Annotated in this window: 22 protein-coding genes; 13 read left to right on the top strand and 9 right to left on the bottom strand. The window is 62.9% G+C overall.

Features of this window, described 5'->3' with window-relative positions:
• Positions 1–12: 12 nt before the first annotated feature.
• The 4 genes from NO357_RS18240 to argE all read left to right on the top strand — a co-directional run bounded on the left by NO357_RS18240 (position 13) and on the right by argE (position 3503).
• Positions 13–1188, top strand: coding sequence for a LysR substrate-binding domain-containing protein (locus NO357_RS18240; RefSeq protein ID WP_306737168.1), 1176 nt, complete (start codon positions 13–15; stop codon positions 1186–1188).
• Between the two features lie 40 nt (positions 1189–1228).
• Entirely contained in the window at positions 1229–1645 is a 417-nt protein-coding gene (locus NO357_RS18235) for a RidA family protein (protein WP_306737166.1), read from the top strand.
• Positions 1646–1713: 68 nt separating this feature from the next.
• Positions 1714–2391, top strand: coding sequence for a DUF1028 domain-containing protein (locus tag NO357_RS18230; protein WP_306737165.1), 678 nt, complete (start codon positions 1714–1716; stop codon positions 2389–2391).
• The gene (gene argE / locus NO357_RS18225; protein ID WP_306737164.1) at positions 2388–3503 is read left to right on the top strand and encodes an acetylornithine deacetylase; all 1116 of its coding nucleotides are present in this window, start codon (positions 2388–2390) and stop codon (positions 3501–3503) included. Before NO357_RS18230 ends, argE begins: the two co-directional genes overlap by 4 nt.
• 332 nt (positions 3504–3835) lie before the next feature.
• Here the strand turns inward: argE and NO357_RS18220 are convergent, their stop codons facing one another.
• Both NO357_RS18220 and NO357_RS18215 read right to left on the bottom strand, forming a co-directional pair.
• Entirely contained in the window at positions 3836–4696 is an 861-nt protein-coding gene (locus tag NO357_RS18220) for a helix-turn-helix transcriptional regulator (RefSeq protein WP_306737163.1), read from the bottom strand.
• An 11-nt stretch (positions 4697–4707) separates the two neighbouring features.
• On the bottom strand, positions 4708–5163 hold the full coding sequence (locus NO357_RS18215; protein ID WP_306737162.1) for a hypothetical protein: 456 nt from the start codon (positions 5161–5163) through the stop codon (positions 4708–4710).
• 321 nt (positions 5164–5484) lie between these two features.
• On the opposite strand from NO357_RS18215, the gene NO357_RS18210 reads away from it, so the two are divergent.
• Together NO357_RS18210 and NO357_RS18205 are read left to right on the top strand one after the other, a co-directional pair.
• Positions 5485–6087, top strand: a complete 603-nt coding sequence (locus NO357_RS18210) for a thymidine kinase (RefSeq protein ID WP_306737161.1) — start codon at positions 5485–5487, stop codon at positions 6085–6087.
• The gene (locus NO357_RS18205) at positions 6077–6844 is read left to right on the top strand and encodes a 2-keto-4-pentenoate hydratase (RefSeq protein WP_306737160.1); all 768 of its coding nucleotides are present in this window, start codon (positions 6077–6079) and stop codon (positions 6842–6844) included. The genes NO357_RS18210 and NO357_RS18205 overlap by 11 nt, the downstream gene beginning before the upstream one ends.
• A gap of 345 nt (positions 6845–7189) precedes the next feature.
• On the opposite strand, the gene NO357_RS18200 is transcribed toward NO357_RS18205, so the two are convergent.
• The 5 genes from NO357_RS18200 to NO357_RS18180 all read right to left on the bottom strand — a co-directional run bounded on the left by NO357_RS18200 (position 7190) and on the right by NO357_RS18180 (position 11010).
• Positions 7190–8311, bottom strand: a complete 1122-nt coding sequence (locus tag NO357_RS18200) for a beta-ketoacyl-ACP synthase III (protein WP_306737159.1) — start codon at positions 8309–8311, stop codon at positions 7190–7192.
• Positions 8312–8379: 68 nt separating this feature from the next.
• The gene (locus tag NO357_RS18195; RefSeq protein WP_306737158.1) at positions 8380–9330 is read right to left on the bottom strand and encodes a 2-hydroxyacid dehydrogenase; all 951 of its coding nucleotides are present in this window, start codon (positions 9328–9330) and stop codon (positions 8380–8382) included.
• Positions 9327–9668: a tRNA-binding protein gene (locus NO357_RS18190; protein ID WP_306737157.1), complete on the bottom strand. Its 342-nt coding sequence runs from the start codon at positions 9666–9668 to the stop codon at positions 9327–9329. The genes NO357_RS18195 and NO357_RS18190 overlap by 4 nt, the downstream gene beginning before the upstream one ends.
• Positions 9661–10476 (bottom strand): pyrroline-5-carboxylate reductase, encoded by an 816-nt coding sequence (proC, locus tag NO357_RS18185; protein ID WP_306737156.1) that lies wholly within the window; start codon positions 10474–10476, stop codon positions 9661–9663. The genes NO357_RS18190 and proC overlap by 8 nt, the downstream gene beginning before the upstream one ends.
• A gap of 33 nt (positions 10477–10509) precedes the next feature.
• Positions 10510–11010 carry a type III secretion system chaperone family protein gene (locus tag NO357_RS18180; protein WP_306737154.1) on the bottom strand — a complete coding sequence of 167 codons (501 nt, stop codon included), beginning with the start codon at positions 11008–11010 and terminating at the stop codon, positions 10510–10512.
• A 549-nt stretch (positions 11011–11559) separates the two neighbouring features.
• Here NO357_RS18180 and NO357_RS18175 point away from each other — a divergent pair.
• The 7 genes from NO357_RS18175 to NO357_RS18145 all read left to right on the top strand — a co-directional run bounded on the left by NO357_RS18175 (position 11560) and on the right by NO357_RS18145 (position 18390).
• Positions 11560–12801 (top strand): branched-chain amino acid ABC transporter substrate-binding protein, encoded by a 1242-nt coding sequence (locus tag NO357_RS18175; protein ID WP_306737153.1) that lies wholly within the window; start codon positions 11560–11562, stop codon positions 12799–12801.
• An 88-nt stretch (positions 12802–12889) separates the two neighbouring features.
• Entirely contained in the window at positions 12890–13846 is a 957-nt protein-coding gene (locus NO357_RS18170; RefSeq protein WP_306737152.1) for a branched-chain amino acid ABC transporter permease, read from the top strand.
• A complete protein-coding gene (locus NO357_RS18165) occupies positions 13843–15132 on the top strand; it encodes a branched-chain amino acid ABC transporter permease (RefSeq protein WP_306737151.1) in 1290 nt (429 codons plus the stop codon). Before NO357_RS18170 ends, NO357_RS18165 begins: the two co-directional genes overlap by 4 nt.
• Positions 15129–15890: an ABC transporter ATP-binding protein gene (locus tag NO357_RS18160; RefSeq protein WP_306737150.1), complete on the top strand. Its 762-nt coding sequence runs from the start codon at positions 15129–15131 to the stop codon at positions 15888–15890. Before NO357_RS18165 ends, NO357_RS18160 begins: the two co-directional genes overlap by 4 nt.
• On the top strand, positions 15887–16597 hold the full coding sequence (locus NO357_RS18155; protein WP_306737149.1) for an ABC transporter ATP-binding protein: 711 nt from the start codon (positions 15887–15889) through the stop codon (positions 16595–16597). The genes NO357_RS18160 and NO357_RS18155 overlap by 4 nt, the downstream gene beginning before the upstream one ends.
• Entirely contained in the window at positions 16594–17796 is a 1203-nt protein-coding gene (locus tag NO357_RS18150) for a serine hydrolase domain-containing protein (protein WP_306737148.1), read from the top strand. The genes NO357_RS18155 and NO357_RS18150 overlap by 4 nt, the downstream gene beginning before the upstream one ends.
• 255 nt (positions 17797–18051) lie before the next feature.
• The gene (locus tag NO357_RS18145; RefSeq protein WP_306737147.1) at positions 18052–18390 is read left to right on the top strand and encodes a hypothetical protein; all 339 of its coding nucleotides are present in this window, start codon (positions 18052–18054) and stop codon (positions 18388–18390) included.
• A gap of 44 nt (positions 18391–18434) precedes the next feature.
• On the opposite strand, the gene NO357_RS18140 is transcribed toward NO357_RS18145, so the two are convergent.
• Positions 18435–18860: a PaaI family thioesterase gene (locus NO357_RS18140; RefSeq protein ID WP_306737258.1), complete on the bottom strand. Its 426-nt coding sequence runs from the start codon at positions 18858–18860 to the stop codon at positions 18435–18437.
• A 137-nt stretch (positions 18861–18997) separates the two neighbouring features.
• The gene (gene metF / locus NO357_RS18135; RefSeq protein ID WP_306737146.1) at positions 18998–19861 is read right to left on the bottom strand and encodes a methylenetetrahydrofolate reductase [NAD(P)H]; all 864 of its coding nucleotides are present in this window, start codon (positions 19859–19861) and stop codon (positions 18998–19000) included.
• Between the last annotated feature and the right edge of the window lie 50 nt (positions 19862–19911).

Raw genomic sequence — 19911 nt, 5'->3', positions numbered from 1 at the left:
AGGTCCGTTCCGATGTCGCACTCCACCGATGCCGCGTTGCGGGACAAGTTCATCGGGGGGATGAGCCACGCCGCAGCCACGGTGAACGTGGTGACGACCGACGGACGAGCGGGGCGCGGCGGGGTGACGGTGTCGGCGATGTCGAGCGTCAGTGCCGATACGCCGCGGCCAACGCTGCTGGTGTGCATCAATTACCAAAGCCCGGTGGCGCAGCAGATCATTGAGAACGGCGTTTTCGCGGTGAATATCCTCAAGGACGACCAGGCCTATATCAGCGATGCCTTTGCCGGGCGGTTCAAGGACCAGCTCGACGACAAGTTCGAGTGCTGTGACTGGGAGGCGATGCCGTCGGGCGCGCCGCGGGTGCGCGATCCGCTGGTGGCGTTCGACTGCCACGTTGTGTCGAGCGACAAGGTGGGGACGCATCACGTCTTTTTCGGCGAGGTCGATGACGTCTTTATCGCCGATGGCGGATCGCCCCTGATCTATGCCCGGCGTGGGTATGGTGCGGCGACCCGGATCGAGGCCCCGACCAGCGTCGCCGCCGGACAGGCGGCCGAGGGACGGGTTTTGAACGTAGGGTGTTTCCACACCTTCGGGCCGATCCTGCTGCCCGAAATCATCCGTCGGATGACCGAGAAGGAGGTCGGAGTCAGGGTCGAGCTCATTGAGGGAGACCAGCGCCGCGTGAGCGAGGCGGTGATGGCCGGCGAGGCCGATCTCGCGTTGATGTATGGCGCTGGTTTGCCAGCCGGGCTCGACGCGGAAGAGCTGACCCGGCTGGAGCCTTACGTGCTTCTGGCTCAGGATCATCCGCTGGCAGAACGCCATGAACTGACGCCGCAGGACCTGGACGGATATCCGATGATCCATCTTGGCTCGACGCCGTCGAGTGACCAGTTCTCCGACATTCTGGAGCGGGCGGGAGTGGTGCCGCAGGTCGCGTATCGCAGCTCCAGTTTCGAGATGGTACGCGGGCTGGTGGGGCAGGGGCTGGGTTATGCCATCCTGGCGACCCGGCCGGCGGCGACGGTGAGCTATGACGGGCATCTGCTGGTGACGCGGCCGCTGATTGCCGAGGGTGAGGCGAGCCGGGTGATGCTGGTGACGAAGAAGGGAGTGCGGTCGAATCCGCAGGCAGAAAAGTTCATCTGGTTCTGCCGGGAGTTCTTCGATCTGAATGGATGAGGATTGGTGGGTAGGTCCCCGCCTACGAGGAGTACTGGCCATGGCGCATCAGCGCATACGCAAGTTCAACACGAAGGTCACATATCCGGAACAGAACCTGGACAACGACCTGGCCCAGGCGGTCGTCACGCAGGGTGGGCGGACGGTGTGGATGCGGGGGCAATGCCCGCAGAATCTGGACGATGCGAAAAACATCGACAGTCATGATCCGGCCGAGCAGACCCACAAGGTCATGCAGAACATCCGTCAACTGATCGAGGAAGCCGGTGGCGGCATGGAGCATCTGGTCAAGGTGGTGGTCTATATCACCGATGTGCGCCACCGCGAAGCGGTCTACCGGACCATGGGGGAGTATATCAAAGGGGTGCATCCGGTTTCGACGGGACTGGTGGTGAGCGCGCTGGCGCGGCCCGAATGGCTGGTGGAGATCGATGCCACGGCGGTGATTCCGGACTGAAGTCGGAGTGGGGGCCAGCCCCCACACCCCCGGGATATTTCCGGAAAGAGGAAAAGGGGAGCGTTGCGATGACATTTTCACTGGTGGCGCGTTGTGCCGAGACAGGCATGTTCGGGGTGGCGATTTCGTCGTCGTCGCCGGCCGTGGCGGCACGTTGTGCCTATGCCAGGGCCGGTGTCGGCGCGGTGGCCTCGCAAAACGTGACCGACCCGACGCTGGGGCCGTTGGCGCTGGATGTGATGGGGCGCGGGATGAGTGCGCAGGAGGCGATCGGAGAAGTGCAGCGCTGCGGCCGGTATATCGAATATCGACAGGTGTTGGTGATCGACGGAAAGGGAGAGACGGCGATCCATTCGGGGCCGAACAGCCTGGGTATCTGGACCCAGGCCGAAGGCCGCGACGTGGCCAGCGGTGGCAACCTTCTGGCCAATGACGGCGTGCCGGCGGCGATCGTCGACGGGTTCGAGGCCGCCGAGGGCCATCTCGGCGACCGTCTGATCGCGGCGATGCAGGCGGGGCTGGCCGCCGGCGGCGAGGCCGGACCGGTGCATTCGGCCGGCATGCTGCTGGTGGACAAGATTTCCTGGCCGGTAGCCGAGCTGCGCTGCGACTGGATTGACGAGGGCTGTCCGATCGCGGCGGTGGCGCGGGCCTGGGAGGTCTATCAACCGCAATTGCAGGATTACGTCACCCGGGCGCTGAACCCGACGGCGGCGCCATCCTATGGCGTGCCGGGGGACGAATGAGCCGGGTGCTGGCGCATCTCGAGCGGCTGGTGGGGTTTCGTTCGCTGACCGACCGGCCGAATGGCGATATCGTCGATTACCTCGCCGACGCGCTGGGCGCGGCGGGGGCGCGGGTGCATCGTTTGTTTGACGAAAGCGGTGAAAGATCCGGGATCTTTGCGTCACTGGGCCCGAAGGGGCCGGGCGGCGTGATGCTTTCAGGCCATGTCGACGTGGTGCCGGTGGTGGGGCAGGCGTGGTCGAGCGACCCTTTCCGGCTGCGCCACGAAGGCGATCGCGTCTATGGCCGCGGCACGACCGACATGAAGGGATATCTCGCTTGCATGCTGGTTGCGGCGGAACGGGCGGGAGATCTGGCACGGCCGCTGAAACTGGCGTTTTCCTGGGACGAGGAGATCGGCTGCCGCGGCATCCCGGTGATGTTGGCGCGGCTGGAGGAGACAGTGGGCCGGCCGGAGATCTGCATCGTGGGCGAACCAACGCAGATGCGGATCGCCATTGGGCACAAGGGCAAGACATCGCTGCGCGCGGTTTGCCATGGCGCTGCGGGCCATTCGGCGGACGCGCCGGATTACGTCAACGCGCTGCATCTGGCGGCGGCGTTCATCAATGCCTTGCAGGCCGAGCAGGCGCGATTGCAGCGGGAGGGAACGCGGGACGCCGGCTTTTCCACGCCGGTCAGCACGGTGCATGCCGGGGTGATGCAGGGCGGGACGGCGCTCAATATCGTCCCGGACCGCGCCGAGATCCTGTTCGAGATCCGCAATCTCGCGCCGGACGTGCCAGAAGAGATCATCGCCCGGCTGCGGGCCGCGGCGGCGCGGATCGGCGGGATCGAGATCGAAGAAACCGGCGGCTATCCAGGGCTTGCGGCCGATACCGATGGACCGGCGGTTCGGCTGATGCAACAGATCATGCCGGAGGCGGCGCTGACCAAGGTTTCCTATGGCACCGAGGCGGGGCATTTCGCGCGCGCCGGGATAGACACGGTGGTCTGCGGACCGGGGACGATGGCGCAGGGACACAAGCCCGACGAATTCATCGAGATCGCCGAACTGAAGCGCTGTGAGGCGATGCTGGAGCGGTTGCTGGCGCGGCTGCGGTGCACCTGATCGCCCCTGTCGAAAATGACAGGTTGCCGGCGGGCGGCTGGCAGAAAAGACAGACGGATCGGTCGGACGCCGCGGAGATTCTCCTGCACGAGGCGGAGGGCCTGCGCTAGGCTTGGAAAGAGGAAAGCCCGCAGGAACATCCGGCGCTCCCCAGCGCCGGGGACATCTGACCGTGGAATGCCTGGTCCGCGGGTGCGGTCTTTCCTCGAGGAGATTTCAGAGGGGGGCATTCAGGGGATCGTCGACCCCTGCCCACCCGGATATTGCCGACAACAGCATTTTCACACGATACGGGCGTCCTTTCGGGGGCGCCCTTTTCGGTCAGCGGCCGCTCAGCGGCGGTGAATGCCGCCGCCGTCCATTTCGATCAGCACGTCGGAGGCGTCATCACCGGGTCCGTACAGGGGGTCGGGCAGTACGCCCATGCTCATCGCCAGCGCCGCAAGCTCGGCCCGGCCGGTCAGCCCGGTGCGCTCCATTAGCGTGTTGAGCCGCTGGCGCACCGCCGAGACCGAGATGCCGAGCGCAGAGGCGATCTGTTTGTCCTGCAGGCCCAGTCCGATTTTCTCGAGTAATTCCAGCTGTTTGGGGGAGATGTGGTTGCGGGTAGGAAACTCGGCCGAGAAATGCATCATGTAGCGCTGATGCGCGGCCATGGCCGCGGTGGTCATGGTCCAGCCGTGCGCGCGGACGATGGCAGCCATCTCGCGCTTGGCGTGATCCCCGGTGAAGGTGATCAGCGCGGCCTGGGGCGGGGCATGCAGCCGCAGCGGGATGGAAAAGCCCGCGCGCATGCCGCGCCGGGCGGCCTCTTTCAGCACCTCGACCCGGCGGGCGGGAATGTGGATGTATTCGTCGACAAATTCGAGCCCGACCATGATCGGAGTCAGGTGATACATCGCGTGGCTGCGGAAATACGACCATTTGTGCAGGTCGGGATCGGCGTTCAAGGTGTTGAGCCAGGTCGAGTCATACGAGGTGCGAATAAACAGGGTCTTGCGGAAATCGGCGTAGGAACTGGCGCAGATGAAATCGACGCAGGGCAGACCGAGGTCGCGGCCGAGCGTCGTGAGCAGCGCCCAGACCTCGCGCGAGTGAGAGGTGGTTTCGAGGTCGACAAGAAAGCACTGCAGGAGCTCGGGCGTGTAACGCTCGGCTTCGACCGGGGCGCGACGAGGCGGCTTTTCGGCCATCCGCCCGCCTGTCAGTTGGTTTCGTGTTCGAGATGCAGCTTCATGTCGATCAGCACCTGCTGCAGCTGTACCGTTTCCTTCAGAAGCCGTTTGGCCTCGTTCACGGTGATGATGCCGTCTTCGATCGACTGCTGGTATTCGGCCATCAGCAGGGCAAACCTCTGGGAAAGCGCGATGACATCGGAATTGACATGGCCTTTCGAGGTATTCTTGCGCCGATCGTCATAGCTGAGCGTGATCCCCTTTAACTCGGCCAGGGCCGATGTGACATGTGGATAGCCTGCAGCCTCCTCCAGAGCCGCGACAGCGTCGATTGGCATGAAGCGATCGCCATGTTCCTCGTTCTCGGAATAGTAACGCCCCAGCGTCGCCTTGGATTTACCGGTCAGTTTGCAGGCCGGCTCAATGCCGACATCCTTGACCAATGCCTCGGTGTGCTTTTTCAGGTAGCTGCCTACACCAGCCATGCGAACTCATCCCCTTTGCCTGGACCCCCCGCGCGATACCGCCGGGGCGGTTATGGGGGAAATGGTTAACTCTTTTCCCATTAGTTGGTTTGCCGCCAAATGTCATCGTTGAAAAGTCCCGGGATGACCCGGGGTCCGATGCCTTGGGCGTGGCCCGGGTGTCGGGAGGTGGGGCGCGGACGGACGTGTCGCGTGTCAGTCCGGCATGTGAGCTCCATCCCCAGTGGCCTGTCCCGCATGCCGGGGTCTGATAACGCGGATTCACCGGATCGCGTCCCGCCCACACTTGCATCCAACCCGGCCAGCGGTGAAAACGCGGGTATGGCCAAGCTCTATTTCAACTACTCGACCATGAACGCCGGCAAGTCGACGGTGCTGTTACAGGCGTCGCACAATTATCGCGAACGGGGGATGGAGACCTACCTTCTGACCGCGAAGCTGGATGATCGCGCCGGGCCGGGCCGGATCGCCAGCCGGATCGGGATCAGCGCCACGGCGGACACATTCGGCGCACAAGACGATCTGTTTGCCCGGATCGAGGCGCGGCTGGCATTCGGCGGCATTGCCTGCGTGTTCCTCGACGAGGCGCAGTTCTTGACCAAGGATCAGGTCTGGCAATTGGCGCGGGTGGTCGACGATCTGGGTGTGCCGGTGATGTGCTTCGGGCTCAGGGTGGATTTCCGCGGCGAGTTGTTCCCGGGGTCGGCCACGCTGCTGGCGCTGGCCGACGAGATGCGCGAGGTGCGTACCATCTGCCATTGTGGTAAGAAGGCGACGATGGTGGTGCGGATGGATGCCGAGGGCCGGGCGCTGACCGACGGAGCGCAGGTGCAGATCGGCGGCAACGAGACCTATGTCAGCCTGTGCCGGCGGCACTGGCGCGAGGCGATGGGCGACAGGGAGGTGACGGCCGATGGATGTTGATGTGGCAGGCCGGGCGCTGGCCGAGGCGCGGCAGGCGGGGCGGAAACTGGGCGATTATCCCTGCGAGAAACCGTCAATGGCAGAGGCGTTTGCCATTCAGGATGCGATGGCAACGGCAATGCACGCGCCGGTGGTTGGCTGGAAGGTCGGGCTGACCTCGAAGCGCGCGCAGGAGCTTTGCGGTGTGGACGCGCCCCTGGCCGGGCCGGTTTTCGAGAAAGATGTCTGGAAGAGCGGCGCCGAGATCGCCCCGGTCGAGGGCGACCTGGGCATTCTGGAGGCCGAGATCGGGTTCCGGATGGCCGCCGAATTGCCATCACGCGAGGCGCCGTATGCACGGGCAGAAGTTCTGGCCGCAGTCGGTGAGGTGCTGCCGGTTTTCGAATGGGTCAACAAGCGCCTGCCGGGCGATCTCCGCGAGGCGCCGGAATGGCTTGCCGCGGACGGGGTGATCAACCGCGGGCTGGTTTATGGCGCAGGCGTGGCGTTCGATCCGGGCATGGATTTGATGGCCGAGACGGTTCGGGTCAGGCGTGACGGCGCGGTCGTGACCGAAGGTGTCGGCGCCAATGCCCTGGGCGACCCGGCAGCGGTGCTGGTGTGGCTGGCCAATAGTCTGAGTGCGCGAGGCAAGGGATTGAAAGCCGGTGATCTGGTCGCGACGGGGTTGATTTGCGACGTGGTGATCGCCGAGCCGGGGGTGCAGTGTGAAGCCGTGTTTTCAAGCATCGGGGCGGTTTCGTTGCAGGTGACGTGAGAAAAGCTGCGCTGGTCCGGCATCGATTCAAGTTGCTGGATAGGCATGTCGGGTTCTGGCCTGAAGGGGACGTTCCCTGTTCGGATCGCGCGGCGATCCGACCGAGGCGGGGGAGGCGCTGCCTCCCCCGCACCCCCTCCGGGATATTTCAGGTCAGATGAAGGAAAACACGCTTGTCTTCCTCTTTCTCCAAATATCCCGGGGGGTCTGGGGGGCTGGCCCCCCAGTCGGTCGGAGTGGCGAAGCCAATTCGAAACCAATGACCCTTCCAGGCCAATTGCGGCTTTTCATGAATGCTTCGGAGCGCAATCGCCGACCCGGAGGGGATTGGCAAGCGGCCGCTGGTTAGACCCGTTCGATCAGCACCGAGCCCACTGAATAGCCCGCCCCGAAGGAACAGATCAGCCCCTTGTCGCCAGGGTGCATGTCGTCTGAATGCTTGGAAAAGGCGATGATCGAGCCAGCCGACGAGGTATTGGCATAATCCTGCAGGATATTGGGCTGTTCGCCCGGGGCTGGCTCGCGGCCCAGCACCTTGCGGCCGATGAAATCGTTCATCGTCTTGTTGGCCTGGTGCAACCACATCCGTTTCAGGTCACCTGCCTGCCAGCCTTCGTCGGCCATGTGCTGCGCGATATGCGCCGAGACCATCGGCACCACTTCCTTGAACACCTTGCGGCCGTTCTGCATGAACTGCATGTCGCGGCGGTCCTTCATCCCGTCGGGGCGGTTGCGGCGCAGGAAGCCATTGTTGTTGCGGATGTTGTTGGAGAACTGGGTGGCGCAGCGGGTGGAATGGATCAGCCAGTGCGCGCCCCTGGCGTCCTCGGCCCGTTCCAGAACGGTGGCGGTGCAGACATCGCCGAAGATGAAATGGCAATCGCGGTCGCGCCATTCGAGGTGGCCGGAGGTGATCTCAGGGTTGACGACGATGGCCTTTCGCACGCTGCCGGACCGGATCATGTCGGCGGCGGCCTGAATGCCGAAAGTGGCGGACGAGCAGGCGACGTTCATGTCGAAGGCAAAGCCGCCGGCGCCGATTTCCTTCTGGATCTCGACCGCGATCGCCGGGTAGGCGCGCTCCATGTTCGAGGCGGCGCAGATCACGAGGTCGATCTCCTCGGCTGAAACGCCGGCCTGCTTGAGCGCCTTGTCGCAGGCGTCCATGGCAATCTCGGTCATGATGCCGGGTTCGTCGTCGGAACGCTGACGGAACCGGGGATACATCCGGTTGGGGTCGAGAATGCCTTCTTTTTCAAGAACGTAGCGCTGTTCGATGCCGCTGGCCTTGTAGATGAATTCGGTCGAGGAGGGTTCCATGGCTTCGATCTCACCGGCGGCGATGGCGGCGGCGTTCTCGGCGTTGAACTTTTCGGCGAAGGCGTTGAACGCCTCGACCAGCTCTGCATTGGTGATGACGAGCTCGGGCGTGAAGACGCCGGTGCCGGTTATTGCTGGCTGATACATGGGCCCACCTCCTGAATAGCGAAGACATGACGCCTATTGGCGGCAGAAATCAAGTAGCAGGGGCTGGATCAGACCAGGTTGGGCGGGCTTTCCCCGGAGAAGAAGACACGTAGGTTGTCAACGGCCATGAGGCCCATCGCGACGCGGACGTCGAGTGCGGCCGTGCCGAGATGAGGCAGGAGCGTGACGTTTTCGAGCGCGATCAACTCTGGCGGAACGTGCGGTTCGTGTTCGTAGACGTCCAGCCCGGCGCCAGCGATCTGGCCTTTTTGTAGCGCCGTCACGAGAGCGGTCTCGTCGATCACGTCGCCGCGCGAGATGTTGACGATATGGGCATGCGGCCGCATCGAGCTGAGGAATCCGGCCCCGATCAGGTGATGCGTTTCGCGCCCGCCCGGCACCGCGACGACGACGATGTCAACATGGCGGGCCAGCTCGTGCTGCGACATCTGCTCGGCCGGGAATTCCATGCGCTTTTCCGAGCGATTGGCATAGATCACCTTCATCCCGAAGCCGTAGTGGCAGCGCCGCGCGATGGCCGTGCCGATATTGCCCATGCCGATGATGCCGACGGTCTTGCCGGAGACGTGCATGCCCAGCATCTGCATCGGGTGCCAGCCCTGCCAGTTGCCGGCGCGCAGCATCCGTTCGCCTTCGCCGGCGCGGCGTGCGCTCATCAGGATCAATGTCATGGCGATGTCGGCAGTGGCGTCAGTCACGGCGCCGGGCGTATTGCAGACGGCGATGCCGTGGCGCGCGGCGGCGATGGTGTCGATATGGTTATAGCCAACCCCGAAATTGGCGAGGATGCGGGCGCGCGGCGCGGCGACATCGGCGAAGACATGCTCGGAATAGGTGTCACCCAGCGTCGGCATGATGGCATCGTAGTCCTGCAGGGACGCGCGTAGCTCGTCCTCGGAGAGCGGCGCCGTGCTGTCGCGAACCGTGACATCGCAGAACGCCCGCGCGGCGTCGAGAACCGCGTCGGGATGACGGCGGGTGATGAGCAGTTTGGTCAAAACATCCTTGCCCCGTTGGGCACCTCCTGATCCGGGCGCAACAGCACCACTTCGCCGTTGCGGTCCGGTGCACCGAGCACAAGGCATTGTGACATGAATTTGCCGATCTGGCGCGGAGGAAAGTTGACAACGGCCATGACTTGCCGGCCGACCAGGGTTTCGGGAGCATAGTGGCAGGTGATCTGAGCCGAGGATTTCAGCTCGCCGATCTCCGGGCCGAAATCGACCCAGAGTTTGATCGCGGGCTTGCGCGCCTCGGGAAAAGCTTCGGCGCGGGTCACGGTGCCGGTGCGGATGTCCACCTTCATGAAATCGTCGAAACCGATCCGGTCAGTCACTGGCGAGCTCCTTCGAGCGGCGGGTGGCGGCGGCCACGGTTTTGTCGATCAGCGGCGACAGGCCAGTCGCGGCGTCCATAAGCACTTCGAGGCCGGCCTGGGTGGTGCCGTTGGGCGAGGTGACGTTGATGCGCAACTGTTCCGGGGTCTCGCCGGCTTCCATCGCCAGCGCGCCGGCGCCGGCGACGGTGGCAGTGGCGAGTTTCATCGCAAGATCGGGGGCGAGGCCCTGAGCCGCGCCGGCAGCGGCCATGCATTCGATCAGGTGGAAGACGTAAGCGGGACCCGAGCCGGAGAGGCCGGTGACGGCGTCCATCTGCGATTCGGCATCGAGCCGGACGACCTGACCCACGGCCGAAAGCAGCGCTTCGGCGGTATCGAGATGGGCGGGTGTCGCGCGGGTATTGCCGATGATCGCGGTGATCCCCTTGCCGATTGCTGCCGGCGTGTTGGGCATGGCGCGGATAACCGGGGTGTCCGGGCCAAGAACCGATTCGAAAAAGGCGATCGGCGTACCGGCGGCGACCGAGAGGAAGAGGGTATTGGCGTTGCCATATTCCTTCAGCGTCGGCAACGCGTCGGCCATCATCTGCGGCTTGACCGCAATCAGCACGATGGCCGGGGCGGCGGGCAGATCCCGGTTGATGTGAACGCCGGAGGATTTGAGCCAGTCGGACGGGTGGGGGTCGCGAACATGGACCGAAGCGGGTGGCAGGCCGGATTCCAGCCAGCCTTCGAGCATGGCCGATCCCATCTTGCCGCATCCGAGAAGCACCAAGCCGCGCGCGGCGATGTCCGACATATCCATAAGGTCCCCCGTCTCCTGTTCCGGGGGCAGATGTTACGCGCGACCGTAGGCCTCGGCAATGGCGACCTGCAGCGCCTCGTGCGGGGCGCGGTCGCCCCAGACCACAAGCTGGAACGCCGGGTAGTAGCGCTCGGCGCTCATCACCGCGGCAGAGATCAGCGTGTTGATCTGCTCGGCGCTGACCGATTGACCGCCGGCCAGAACCAGACCGTAGCGGTAGACCATCAGCTTCTGCTCGGGCCAGTAGGTGAAGGCGCCGGCCCAGCACTGGTCGTTGACGGCGTTCAGCGCCTCGTAGAGCGCCGGCAGTTTGTCTTCGGGTGGCTCCATCTCGAACGAACAGACCATGCGAAGGGTCTCGTCGTAACCAGACCAGGCCAGGGTGACGGAATAGGTGCGCCACTGGCCTTCGACGGCCATGGCAATCTGGTCGTCGGCGATGCGGTCGAAGTCCCAGTCGTGGTGGGCGGCGAGGCTTTCCACAATATCGATGGGGTGAATTTCGTCGTCGAGATACTGCTCGCTCAGGGCCATGCCGACACCTCTTTCGTTACATAGCGCCGGGACCGGAAAGCGCCCCCAAGCGCTTGTTGCCTGCTCTAGAAAATGGCGGTTTCCCGCCTTTTCCTACGAGATATGGTGGGGGCTGATGTCGTGCCTGTAAAGCAATTTGTTGGGGATAACCTCAATAAGTTGTGGATTTCAAAGAAACCGACACAAAAGGTGATGAGCGTTTGAGCTTGGGTGGAAATCGTGGTTCTGCCAGTCCTCGAGGCGCGCACTGCCATGATCGGTGCGGACAGGTTTTGGAACTTTACCGCGGATGTGTCATTCTGACGCCACGTAATGCGCGCGAGGCGCAACAAAGCCTTGAGTTGGGCCGATGGGCTTTTCTTTAATGAGCGTTGCCCGAGAGGTGCGACGGGAGGCGCCAGGGCGAAGCTGCGGCGCTGCCGTGAGACCGGGGAGGAAATAACCGCAGTAGCAATGCACGGCCCCGTGCAGGGGCCGCAAGAAGGAACGACAAGAGGCGACCTACGCCTCAGAAACCAACAGAATTCCAACCATGGGAGGAGAAAACTCATGAAATCTGTCAAGAAACTAATGCTCGGCGTGGCTGTGGCTGGTCTGACCGCCACCGCATCGTTCGCCGACACGATCAAGATCGCCTTTATCGACCCGCTGTCGGGGCCGTTTGCCTCGACCGGCACCAACGGGTTGCATCAGTATCAGTTTGCCGCAGATGCCGTGGTCAACGAAAACGGCGGCGTTCTGGGCGGCATGAATTTCGAGATTGTGCCGTTCGACAACAAGATCAGCCCCAAGGAATCGCTGATCCAGCTTCAGGTCGCGATTGACCAGGGCATCCGTTTCATCGCCCAGGGCAACAGCTCGGGCGTGGCCAACGCGCTGACCGACGCGATTGCCAAGCACAACTCGCGCAATCCCGATGACCGTGTTCTGTTCCTGAACTATGCGGCGGTCGACCCGGCGCTGACCAACGACAAGTGCAACTTCTGGCACTTCCGGTTTGATGCCAATGCCGACATCAAGATGGACGCGCTGACCGATGTGATCGCGCAGAATGACGGGATCAAGAAGATCTATGTCATCGGTCAGGATTACAGCTTTGGCAAGGCCGTGGCTGCCGCCGCCGTTGGCATGCTGGGCGCCAAGCGCCCGGATATCGAGATTGTCGGCAACGAACTGCACCCGATCGGCAAGGTGAAGGATTTCACGCCTTACGCCCGCAAGATCGTAGCGTCGGGCGCCGATGCTATGATCACCGGCAACTGGGGCTCGGACATGGTGGGCCTGGGCAAAGCGGTGATCGAAAACGGCTTTGAAGGACCGATCTATACCTACTATGCGGCGGGTTCGGGTATCACCGCCGCCATCGGCGAAAGCGGCAAGGGCCGGATTCGTCTGATCGCGGAAGGCCAGATCAACCCGCCGGTGAGCGATGAGGCAAGTGCGATGTACAAGGCCTATAAGGCCAAACATCCCGATGGCAATATCGACCAGCCGCGGATCTTCAACGTGATCGGCATGTTGGCCAAGGCGATTGAAGGTGCCGGCACCGCCGATGATGTCGTGGCCGTTGCCAAGCAACTGGAAGGCATGGAGTATCAGAGCATCTGGGGCAGCAAACTGTTCATGCGCCCGCAGGATCACCAGCTGATTCAGGACATGCACATTCAGGTCCATACCGACGAGGGTGTCGAATTTGACTACGATGGTTCCGGTTTCGGCGTGGTGAGGGAATCGACCGTCAGCATGGCGTCGATGGACATTGCGACGACCTGCAACATGGAACGCCCGTAACTGCGGCTGATCCAGACCCCGGGCGGCGCGCGCCGCCGCCCGGGAAACCCTTCCTAAAAAAACCATCCAGCGAGAGCAGGAGAACCTGATGTCTCTCTTTATCGTCAATATCCTCGATGGTCTGGTCACGGGGCTGTTGCTGTTCATGCTGTGCAGCGGGCTGACGTTGATCTTTTCGATGATGGGAGTGCTGAATTTCGCCCATGCCAGTTTCTACATGCTGGGGGCCTATTTCGCCTATCAGATCAGCCTTTTTTCAGGGTTCTGGCTGGGGCTGATCGTAGCCCCGATCGCCGTGGGCGTGATTGGCGCGCTGATCGAGCGATACGGGCTGAGGCGGGTGCACAAATACGGGCACGTGCCAGAGTTGATCTTTACCTTCGGGCTGGCGCTGCTGATCGAAGAGGCGGTGCAGTTCTTCTGGGGTAAGAGCCAGCAGGCCTATGAGGCGCCGGAGGCCTTGGATTTCGCGGCCTTCCAGATCGCCGGCAATACCTTTCCGGCCTACAAGTTGTTCATGATCTTTGTCGCGATGGGCCTGTTCCTCGTGCTGCTCTACATCCTGACGAAAACCCGTGTCGGCATGACCATTCAGGCCGCACTTTCCTATCCCGAAACGGTGCAGAACCTTGGCCATAACGTGCCGATGGTGTTCATGGGCGTGTTCGGTGTGGGCACTGCGATGGCGGGGCTTGCGGGGGTGATTGCCGGGCCGGTGCTGGGCACCTTTCCGGGCATGGCCTTCCTGTTGGGATCAATCGTTTTCGTCACCATCGTGATTGGCGGGCTGGGCAGCCTTTGGGGGGCGCTGATCGCGTCGCTTCTGATCGGCTGGATCCAGACCTTCGCCGCCACCTATAACGTGCGGATGGAAGATATTCTGACAAGCCTCGGCTTTACCAAGCCGGAGCCGATCTGGGACAGCGCCTGGCAGGATCTATGGACGCTGACGCTGCCGCAGATCGGGCCGATCCTGCCCTATCTGCTGATGGTCATTGTCCTGGTCGTGCGTCCGCAGGGCCTTTTCGGGAAGCGTGAAACATGAGTACGCCTGCAACCACACCGCTGACGGCCGGAACCCGCCGTCTGATCCCGCTGAACCACGCGCTGCCGTGGATCATTGCCGCGGTATGCCTGTTCATCCTGCCATACGTGTTCGACTCGCGCTCGGCGCTGACGATCATGAACCAGATGGCGATCACCATCGTGTTCGCGCTGAGCTACAACATGCTGCTGGGGCAGGGCGGCATGCTGAGCTTTGGCCACGCGGTCTATATGGGGCTGGGTGGGTTTTTCTGCATGCACCTGCTGAACTGGGTCGAGGCCGGTCTGTGGCTGCCGCTGCCGTTGCTGCCGGTGTTCGGCGGGCTGTTCGGGTTGTTCTTTGCCTTCCTGATCGGATCGTTTTCAACCCGCAGGGCCGGGACGGTCTTTGCCATGATCAGCCTTGGCGTCGGTGAGTTGGTGGCGGCCTGTTCGGTGATCATCGTGATCTTCTTCGGCGGCGAGGAAGGCATCAGCGGCGACCGCACCATGGGGCCGGAAGTGCTGGGCTGGGATTTCGGGCCGCAGGAGCAGGTTTACTACCTGACCGCCTTGTGGCTCTTGATCGCGGCGCTGGGCATGTTTCTTTACTCGCGCACGCCGATCGGGCGGGTCGCCAACGCGGTGCGCGACAACGAAGAACGCGCCGAATTCCTGGGCTATTCGCAGCGCCACGTGCGTTGGATGAGCTTCATGGCCTCGGGCTTTTTCGCCGGTATTGCGGGCGCGCTTTTCGCCATCAACTTCGAGATCCTGACCGAGGAAAACCTGAACCTGACGACCTCGGGATCGATCTTGTTGGTGACTTTCCTGGGCGGGGTCGGGTTCTTCGTCGGGCCAATCATCGGCGCTATTGTTTTTACGCTGCTGCAGACGGTGCTGAGCCTCTATACCGAGATCTGGGCGCTTTACCTTGGCATCCTGTTTGTGGCGACGGTGATGTTCTTCCCCGGCGGGCTGGCCGGGCTGCTGGCGATGCATGTGCTGCCTTGGAAGCTGGGCAAGATCGGGCACTTGGTGGTGCCCTATGCCAAGATGCTGATTCCTGCGCTGGCCTTCGTTCTTTCGGCGGCGGCGGTGCTGGAGATCCTGTTCCACAAGCGCCATGCCGGGCTGGGCGATCACGAGATGAACCTTTACGGGATCACCTTCGACAGCCACGGGGCGATGCCGCTGATCACCGTGCTGGCGATTGCGGCGGTGAGCCTTTTTGCCATCGTCAAGCTGGCGCCAGGGCTGAAAGCGGCCTGGGACGACGCCACGCATATGGGAGGGCATCACGGATGAGCGTTCCTGCCATCGAACTGAGGGGGCTGGAGAAAAGTTTCGGCCTGGCCAAGATTATTCAGGGCGTGGACCTGAAGATCGATAAGGGCGAACGCCATGCAATCATCGGTCCGAACGGCGCCGGCAAGTCGACGTTGTTCAACCTGATCACCGGTAAATACGCCCCCACCGCGGGAAGCGTGCATTTGCACGGACAGGATGTGAGTGGAAAGAAACCGTTCGAGATCAACCGGATGGGGCTTTCCAGGTCGTTTCAGATCACCAACATCTTCCACAACATGACGGTGTTCGAAAACGTGCGCTGCGGGCTGTTATGGTCGATGGGGTACAAGTATTCCTTCTGGCACATGGTGAACGGTCAGCGGCACCTGACCGAGAAGGCGGATGAAATCCTTGAGCAGATCAACCTGACCAGCCGCCGCAACGTGGTGGCGGGCGCGCTGGCCTATGCCGAGCAGCGGGCGCTGGAAATCGGCATCACCATCGCCGGCGGGGCGGATATCATCATGCTCGATGAACCCTGCGCCGGGATGAGCCATTCCGAGACCGACCTGATCGTCGATCTGATCCGCAAGGTGACGGAAGGCAAGACGCTGGTGGTCGTGGAGCATGATATGGGCGTGATTTTCGATCTGGCCGACCGCATCAGCGTGCTTGTCTATGGCGAGATCATCGAGAGTGACACGCCGGAAAACGTGCGGGCATCGAAAGCGGTGCAGGAAGCCTATCTCGGCACCACCCTGGAGGATGCGGGATGAGCGTGATGCTGGAAGTCAATGATCTGCACGCCTATTACGGCAAGTCGCACATCCTTCAGGGGGTGAATTTCAATGTCCGCGAAGGCGAGATCGTGGCGCTGCTGGGTCGTAACGGGGTCGGGCGTTCGACCACGTGCAAGGCGGTCATGGGCGAGGTCACGCCGACCGGATCGGTCAAGTTTCGCGGCGAGGAACTGGCGGGCAAGCCGAGTTACGAGATCGCCAAGGCGGGGATCGGCTATGTGCCCGAGAACCGCGACATCTTTCCCGGCCTGACGACGCGGCAGAACCTGATCCTGGGGCTGAAGCCCGGCCAGAAGGACGGGCAGGGGCGCTGGTCGATGGAGATGATGTTCGAGCATTTCCCCAACCTGCGGGAGCGCGCCGATATCGAGGCCTCGGTTTTGTCGGGCGGCGAAAAGCAGATGCTGACCGTGTGCCGCAGCCTGATGGGCGATCCGGACTTCATCATGATCGACGAGCCGACCGAGGGGCTGGCGCCGAAGATCGTCGAGCAGGTGGGCGACATGCTTGAGATGATTGCCGAGCGCGGCGTCTCGATCCTGCTGGTCGAACAGAAACTGACCATCGCGCTGCGCGTCGCGACGCGGGTCTACGTGATGGGCCATGGGCACATGGTGTTCGAGGGCACGCCAGAGGAGTTGATGGCCAACGAGGCCATCCGCAAGGAGTGGCTGGAGGTATGAGCGCCAAAATGCTGGGCTTCGATCCCGAGCGGCTGACGCGGATCGACGACTGGATGGTGCGCAACCGCGAAGGCGGACGTTATCACGGGTCGTCGCTGCTGGTGTTGCGCGGCGGCGAGGAAGTTCATGCCAGTTTCGACGGTATGATGTCCGTGAACCGCGGCCTGCCATTCCAGCGCGACACCATCGTGCGGATCTATTCGATGACCAAGATCGTCACCTCGGTGGTGCTGGGCATGCTGGTTGAGCGCGGACTGGTGCATCTGGAGGCGCCGGTCAGCGCCTTCCTCCCGTCTTTCGGCGAGGCCCGCAGGTTGGTGCCGGGCGCCGAGCGCGATGACCAGACCGAGCCCTGCGCGGTGCCGTCACTGGCCCAGCTTCTGACACACAGTTCGGGGTTGACCTATTCCTTTAACCCCGGCCTCGCGGCGCGGATCTACGAGCGCGAAAAGGTGGATTTCGGACCGCGGATGGGAGTGCTGGCCGATATGTGCGACCGGGCGGCGGCGCAGCCGCTGGCCTTCCGACCGGGGACGAAATGGGAATACTCCATCGGCATCGACGTGATCGGCCGGGTGATCGAGGTGATCACCGGCCAGCCGCTCGACCGGGTGTTCCGGGAGATGGTGTTCGATCCGCTGGGTATGGTCGATACCGCGTTTTCGGTGCCGGCGTCGAAGGTCGGGCGTTTCGCCGATTGCTACCAGAAAACCGACGAGGACCCGCGTGCCTTGCTCGATCCCGGCGACGACAGTTCTTTTTCCGAGGCGCGGGTCACGATGTTCTCGGGGGGCGGCGGGCTGTGCTCGACGCTGGATGATTATGCCCGTTTCGGCGAAATGCTGCGCCGGGGCGGAGAGCTGGGCGGCGAACGGCTGCTGAGTCCCTCGACACTGGCGTTCATGCGGCGGAATTTCCTGAGCGGCGACATCGCCTCAATGGGGGCGGAAAGCTTCATGGAGATGCCGATGGCGGGCATGGGCTTCGGGATCGGCGGTGCGGTGCTGCTGGATCCGGCGCTGGCGCGGATGCCCGGTTCGGTCGGCGATTTCGGCTGGGGTGGCATGGCGAGCACTTATTTCTGGACCGACCCGGTGAAGGACCTGACCGTGGTGTTCCTGACCCAGCTGGTGCCGAGTTCGTCCTATCCGAGCCGGGTGGAGTTGAAGGCGCTTGTGCACGGCGCGCTGATAGGGTGAACCGGGTCCGTTAATGGGGCCCGCCGCCCGGCGCGCCGGGGGCCTTGCTCGGTAAACGGGAGCATCGGTGCCGGTTGCGCCCGAGGACATGAGTATTTTTTCCAAGAAAGAGATCGGGAATGACCTTCGCGGGGCAAAGCAGCTGTTCTACGGCTGGCTGCGCCAATTTGCCCCGCTGGAAGTGATTGCGGTAACAAGGACTGCGCGGGATAGTTTTTCCGTGGTCCGGGAGGGGCCGCGTAAAGGGAGGACATCATGAAATCATTCGCAATCGGCGGGCTCGCCGTCGCCGCAACTTTCGCTTTCGCTGGCCTCGCCGGAGCCGAGACTTACGTCCGGGCCGGCAAGGAGAAGATCAACGTGGTCGACAAGGGCGGGCGGCTCTACTGCACCCGTGTGAGCGACGGCTATGAGATGTGCAACGGCATGTTGAAGCAGCAGGACGGGTCGTGGAAGGGCAAGAAGATGAAACACCCCGACATGCCGAGATGGATGAGTTTCAACGGCACGGTGATCTTCACGACCGCAGGGCTGAGCATCAAGGGATGCGCCGTTGGGATGTGCGACAGCGAGAGCTGGGCCAAGGTAAAGTAACCCGTTTTCGATCGACGTGGCGAGCCTGACGGGTGTTGTGCCCGTCAGGCCATTTTCATGATGATGCAGGTGGTCGAGCCGGTGGCGTAGAGCTTGCCATCTTCGGCGCCGCGAATCTCGCCATCGGCGATCCCGGTCGAGCGGCCGGCATGATGAACGGTGCCGATGGCCTCGACCCGCGTGCCGATCGGGATCGGACGAATGATGTTCACTTTGTATTCGAGCGTGGTGTAGGTCGATCCCTTGGGTACTTTGGTCTGAATGGCGCAGGCCATGCAGCTGTCGAGCACGGTGCCGTACCAGCCGCCATGCACCGTCCCGATTGGGTTCATCACATCAAAGCTGGGTGTTCCGGTAAAGATGACCTTGCCGTCCTCGACCAGCGTGGGCCAGAATCCCATCGTCTTGCCGATCGGCGGCCCGGGGAGACGGCCTTCCTTGATCGCGGTCATGAACTCGAGCCCGGACATCGACAGGATGTCGTCGAGCGTGGCGAGATCTTCCAGGCTTTCAGCATATTTTCTCGGATCGGACAAAGCGCTTCTCCCCTCTTCGGGGAGAATGCTAGGGCCGCACTGGAATGCCGTCCAGACAGGGGCCGGACGCGTTACGCGACGTTCTGAAGTTCGACCCGGGGGGTGACGCCAAGTGCGTGGCAGACGTCGCGGGTGAGTTCGGGGCGGTTCAGGGTATAGAAATGCAACGCATCGACGCCTTCGTCGATCAGGTCCGAGCAGAGCTCGGTGCAGAGCGCGGTGGCGAGCAGGTCTTCGCGGTCGTCGCGTGCTGCGGTGGTGAAAGCGTCGTCGAGCCAAGCCGGGATGCTGGCGCCGCAACGGAAGGCAAAATTTCGCGCGCCCTTCCAGTTCTCGATCGGCAGGATGCCAGGGATGATCGGCTTGTCGATGCCGGCCTTGGCGCAGTCGTCGCGGAAGCGCAGGAAGGTTTCGGCCTCGAAGAAGAACTGGGTGATGGCCTCGGACGCGCCGGCGTCAAGCTTGGCCTTGAGCCAGTCGATATCGGCCCCGGCATTGCGGGCCTCGGGGTGGATATCCGGATAGGCGCCGACGCGCAGGGTAAACTTGCCGGCGGCGCTGAGCGCTTCGATCAGCTCGACCGAATTGGAAAAGCCGTTGGGATGCGGCTCGAACGTGCCCGAGCCTTTCGGCGGGTCACCGCGAAGGGCGACGATTTCGGTGATGCCGGCGGCGGCGTAGTCCTCGGCGATCGCCAGAGTTTCTTCGCGGGTGGCATCGACGCAGGTCAGGTGCGCGGCGGTATTGAGGCCGGTCGCCTTGTTGATCGTGCGCACCGCATCGCGGGTCAGGTCGCGGGTCGTGCCGCCGGCGCCATACGTGACCGAAACGAAGCGGGGCGTCAGCGGCGCCAGCGCGTGGATCGTGTCCCATAGCCGGAAAGACCCTTCGAGGTTCTGCGGCGGGAAGAATTCGAGTGAAATTTTCGGCGTCATGGCGGTTTTCATCCTTTGCGGGTTGAGGTTGTTTTGCCCGCTTGTCATTC

The sequence above is a fragment of the Marimonas arenosa genome, assembly GCF_030848945.1.
GTDB classification, from domain to species: domain Bacteria; phylum Pseudomonadota; class Alphaproteobacteria; order Rhodobacterales; family Rhodobacteraceae; genus Marimonas; species Marimonas arenosa.
This window is presented reverse-complemented; position numbering and strand designations above follow the sequence as displayed.

Bases quoted from the DNA above. Each gene is read 5' to 3' on its own strand.
- NO357_RS18150 (WP_306737148.1), top strand. From the start codon at position 16,594: ATGAGCGCCAAAATGCTGGGCTTCGATCCCGAGCGGCTGACGCGGATC.
- NO357_RS18145 (WP_306737147.1), top strand. From the start codon at position 18,052: ATGAAATCATTCGCAATCGGCGGGCTCGCCGTCGCCGCAACTTTCGCT.
- argE (WP_306737164.1), top strand. From the start codon at position 2,388: ATGAGCCGGGTGCTGGCGCATCTCGAGCGGCTGGTGGGGTTTCGTTCG.
- NO357_RS18230 (WP_306737165.1), top strand. From the start codon at position 1,714: ATGACATTTTCACTGGTGGCGCGTTGTGCCGAGACAGGCATGTTCGGG.
- NO357_RS18220 (WP_306737163.1), bottom strand. From the start codon at position 4,696: ATGGCCGAAAAGCCGCCTCGTCGCGCCCCGGTCGAAGCCGAGCGTTAC.
- NO357_RS18160 (WP_306737150.1), top strand. From the start codon at position 15,129: ATGAGCGTTCCTGCCATCGAACTGAGGGGGCTGGAGAAAAGTTTCGGC.
- metF (WP_306737146.1), bottom strand. From the start codon at position 19,861: ATGACGCCGAAAATTTCACTCGAATTCTTCCCGCCGCAGAACCTCGAA.
- NO357_RS18165 (WP_306737151.1), top strand. From the start codon at position 13,843: ATGAGTACGCCTGCAACCACACCGCTGACGGCCGGAACCCGCCGTCTG.
- NO357_RS18200 (WP_306737159.1), bottom strand. From the start codon at position 8,311: ATGTATCAGCCAGCAATAACCGGCACCGGCGTCTTCACGCCCGAGCTC.
- NO357_RS18170 (WP_306737152.1), top strand. From the start codon at position 12,890: ATGTCTCTCTTTATCGTCAATATCCTCGATGGTCTGGTCACGGGGCTG.
- NO357_RS18240 (WP_306737168.1), top strand. From the start codon at position 13: ATGTCGCACTCCACCGATGCCGCGTTGCGGGACAAGTTCATCGGGGGG.
- NO357_RS18215 (WP_306737162.1), bottom strand. From the start codon at position 5,163: ATGGCTGGTGTAGGCAGCTACCTGAAAAAGCACACCGAGGCATTGGTC.
- NO357_RS18180 (WP_306737154.1), bottom strand. From the start codon at position 11,010: ATGGCCCTGAGCGAGCAGTATCTCGACGACGAAATTCACCCCATCGAT.
- NO357_RS18205 (WP_306737160.1), top strand. From the start codon at position 6,077: ATGGATGTTGATGTGGCAGGCCGGGCGCTGGCCGAGGCGCGGCAGGCG.
- NO357_RS18210 (WP_306737161.1), top strand. From the start codon at position 5,485: ATGGCCAAGCTCTATTTCAACTACTCGACCATGAACGCCGGCAAGTCG.
- NO357_RS18175 (WP_306737153.1), top strand. From the start codon at position 11,560: ATGAAATCTGTCAAGAAACTAATGCTCGGCGTGGCTGTGGCTGGTCTG.
- proC (WP_306737156.1), bottom strand. From the start codon at position 10,476: ATGGATATGTCGGACATCGCCGCGCGCGGCTTGGTGCTTCTCGGATGC.
- NO357_RS18235 (WP_306737166.1), top strand. From the start codon at position 1,229: ATGGCGCATCAGCGCATACGCAAGTTCAACACGAAGGTCACATATCCG.
- NO357_RS18140 (WP_306737258.1), bottom strand. From the start codon at position 18,860: ATGTCCGGGCTCGAGTTCATGACCGCGATCAAGGAAGGCCGTCTCCCC.
- NO357_RS18155 (WP_306737149.1), top strand. From the start codon at position 15,887: ATGAGCGTGATGCTGGAAGTCAATGATCTGCACGCCTATTACGGCAAG.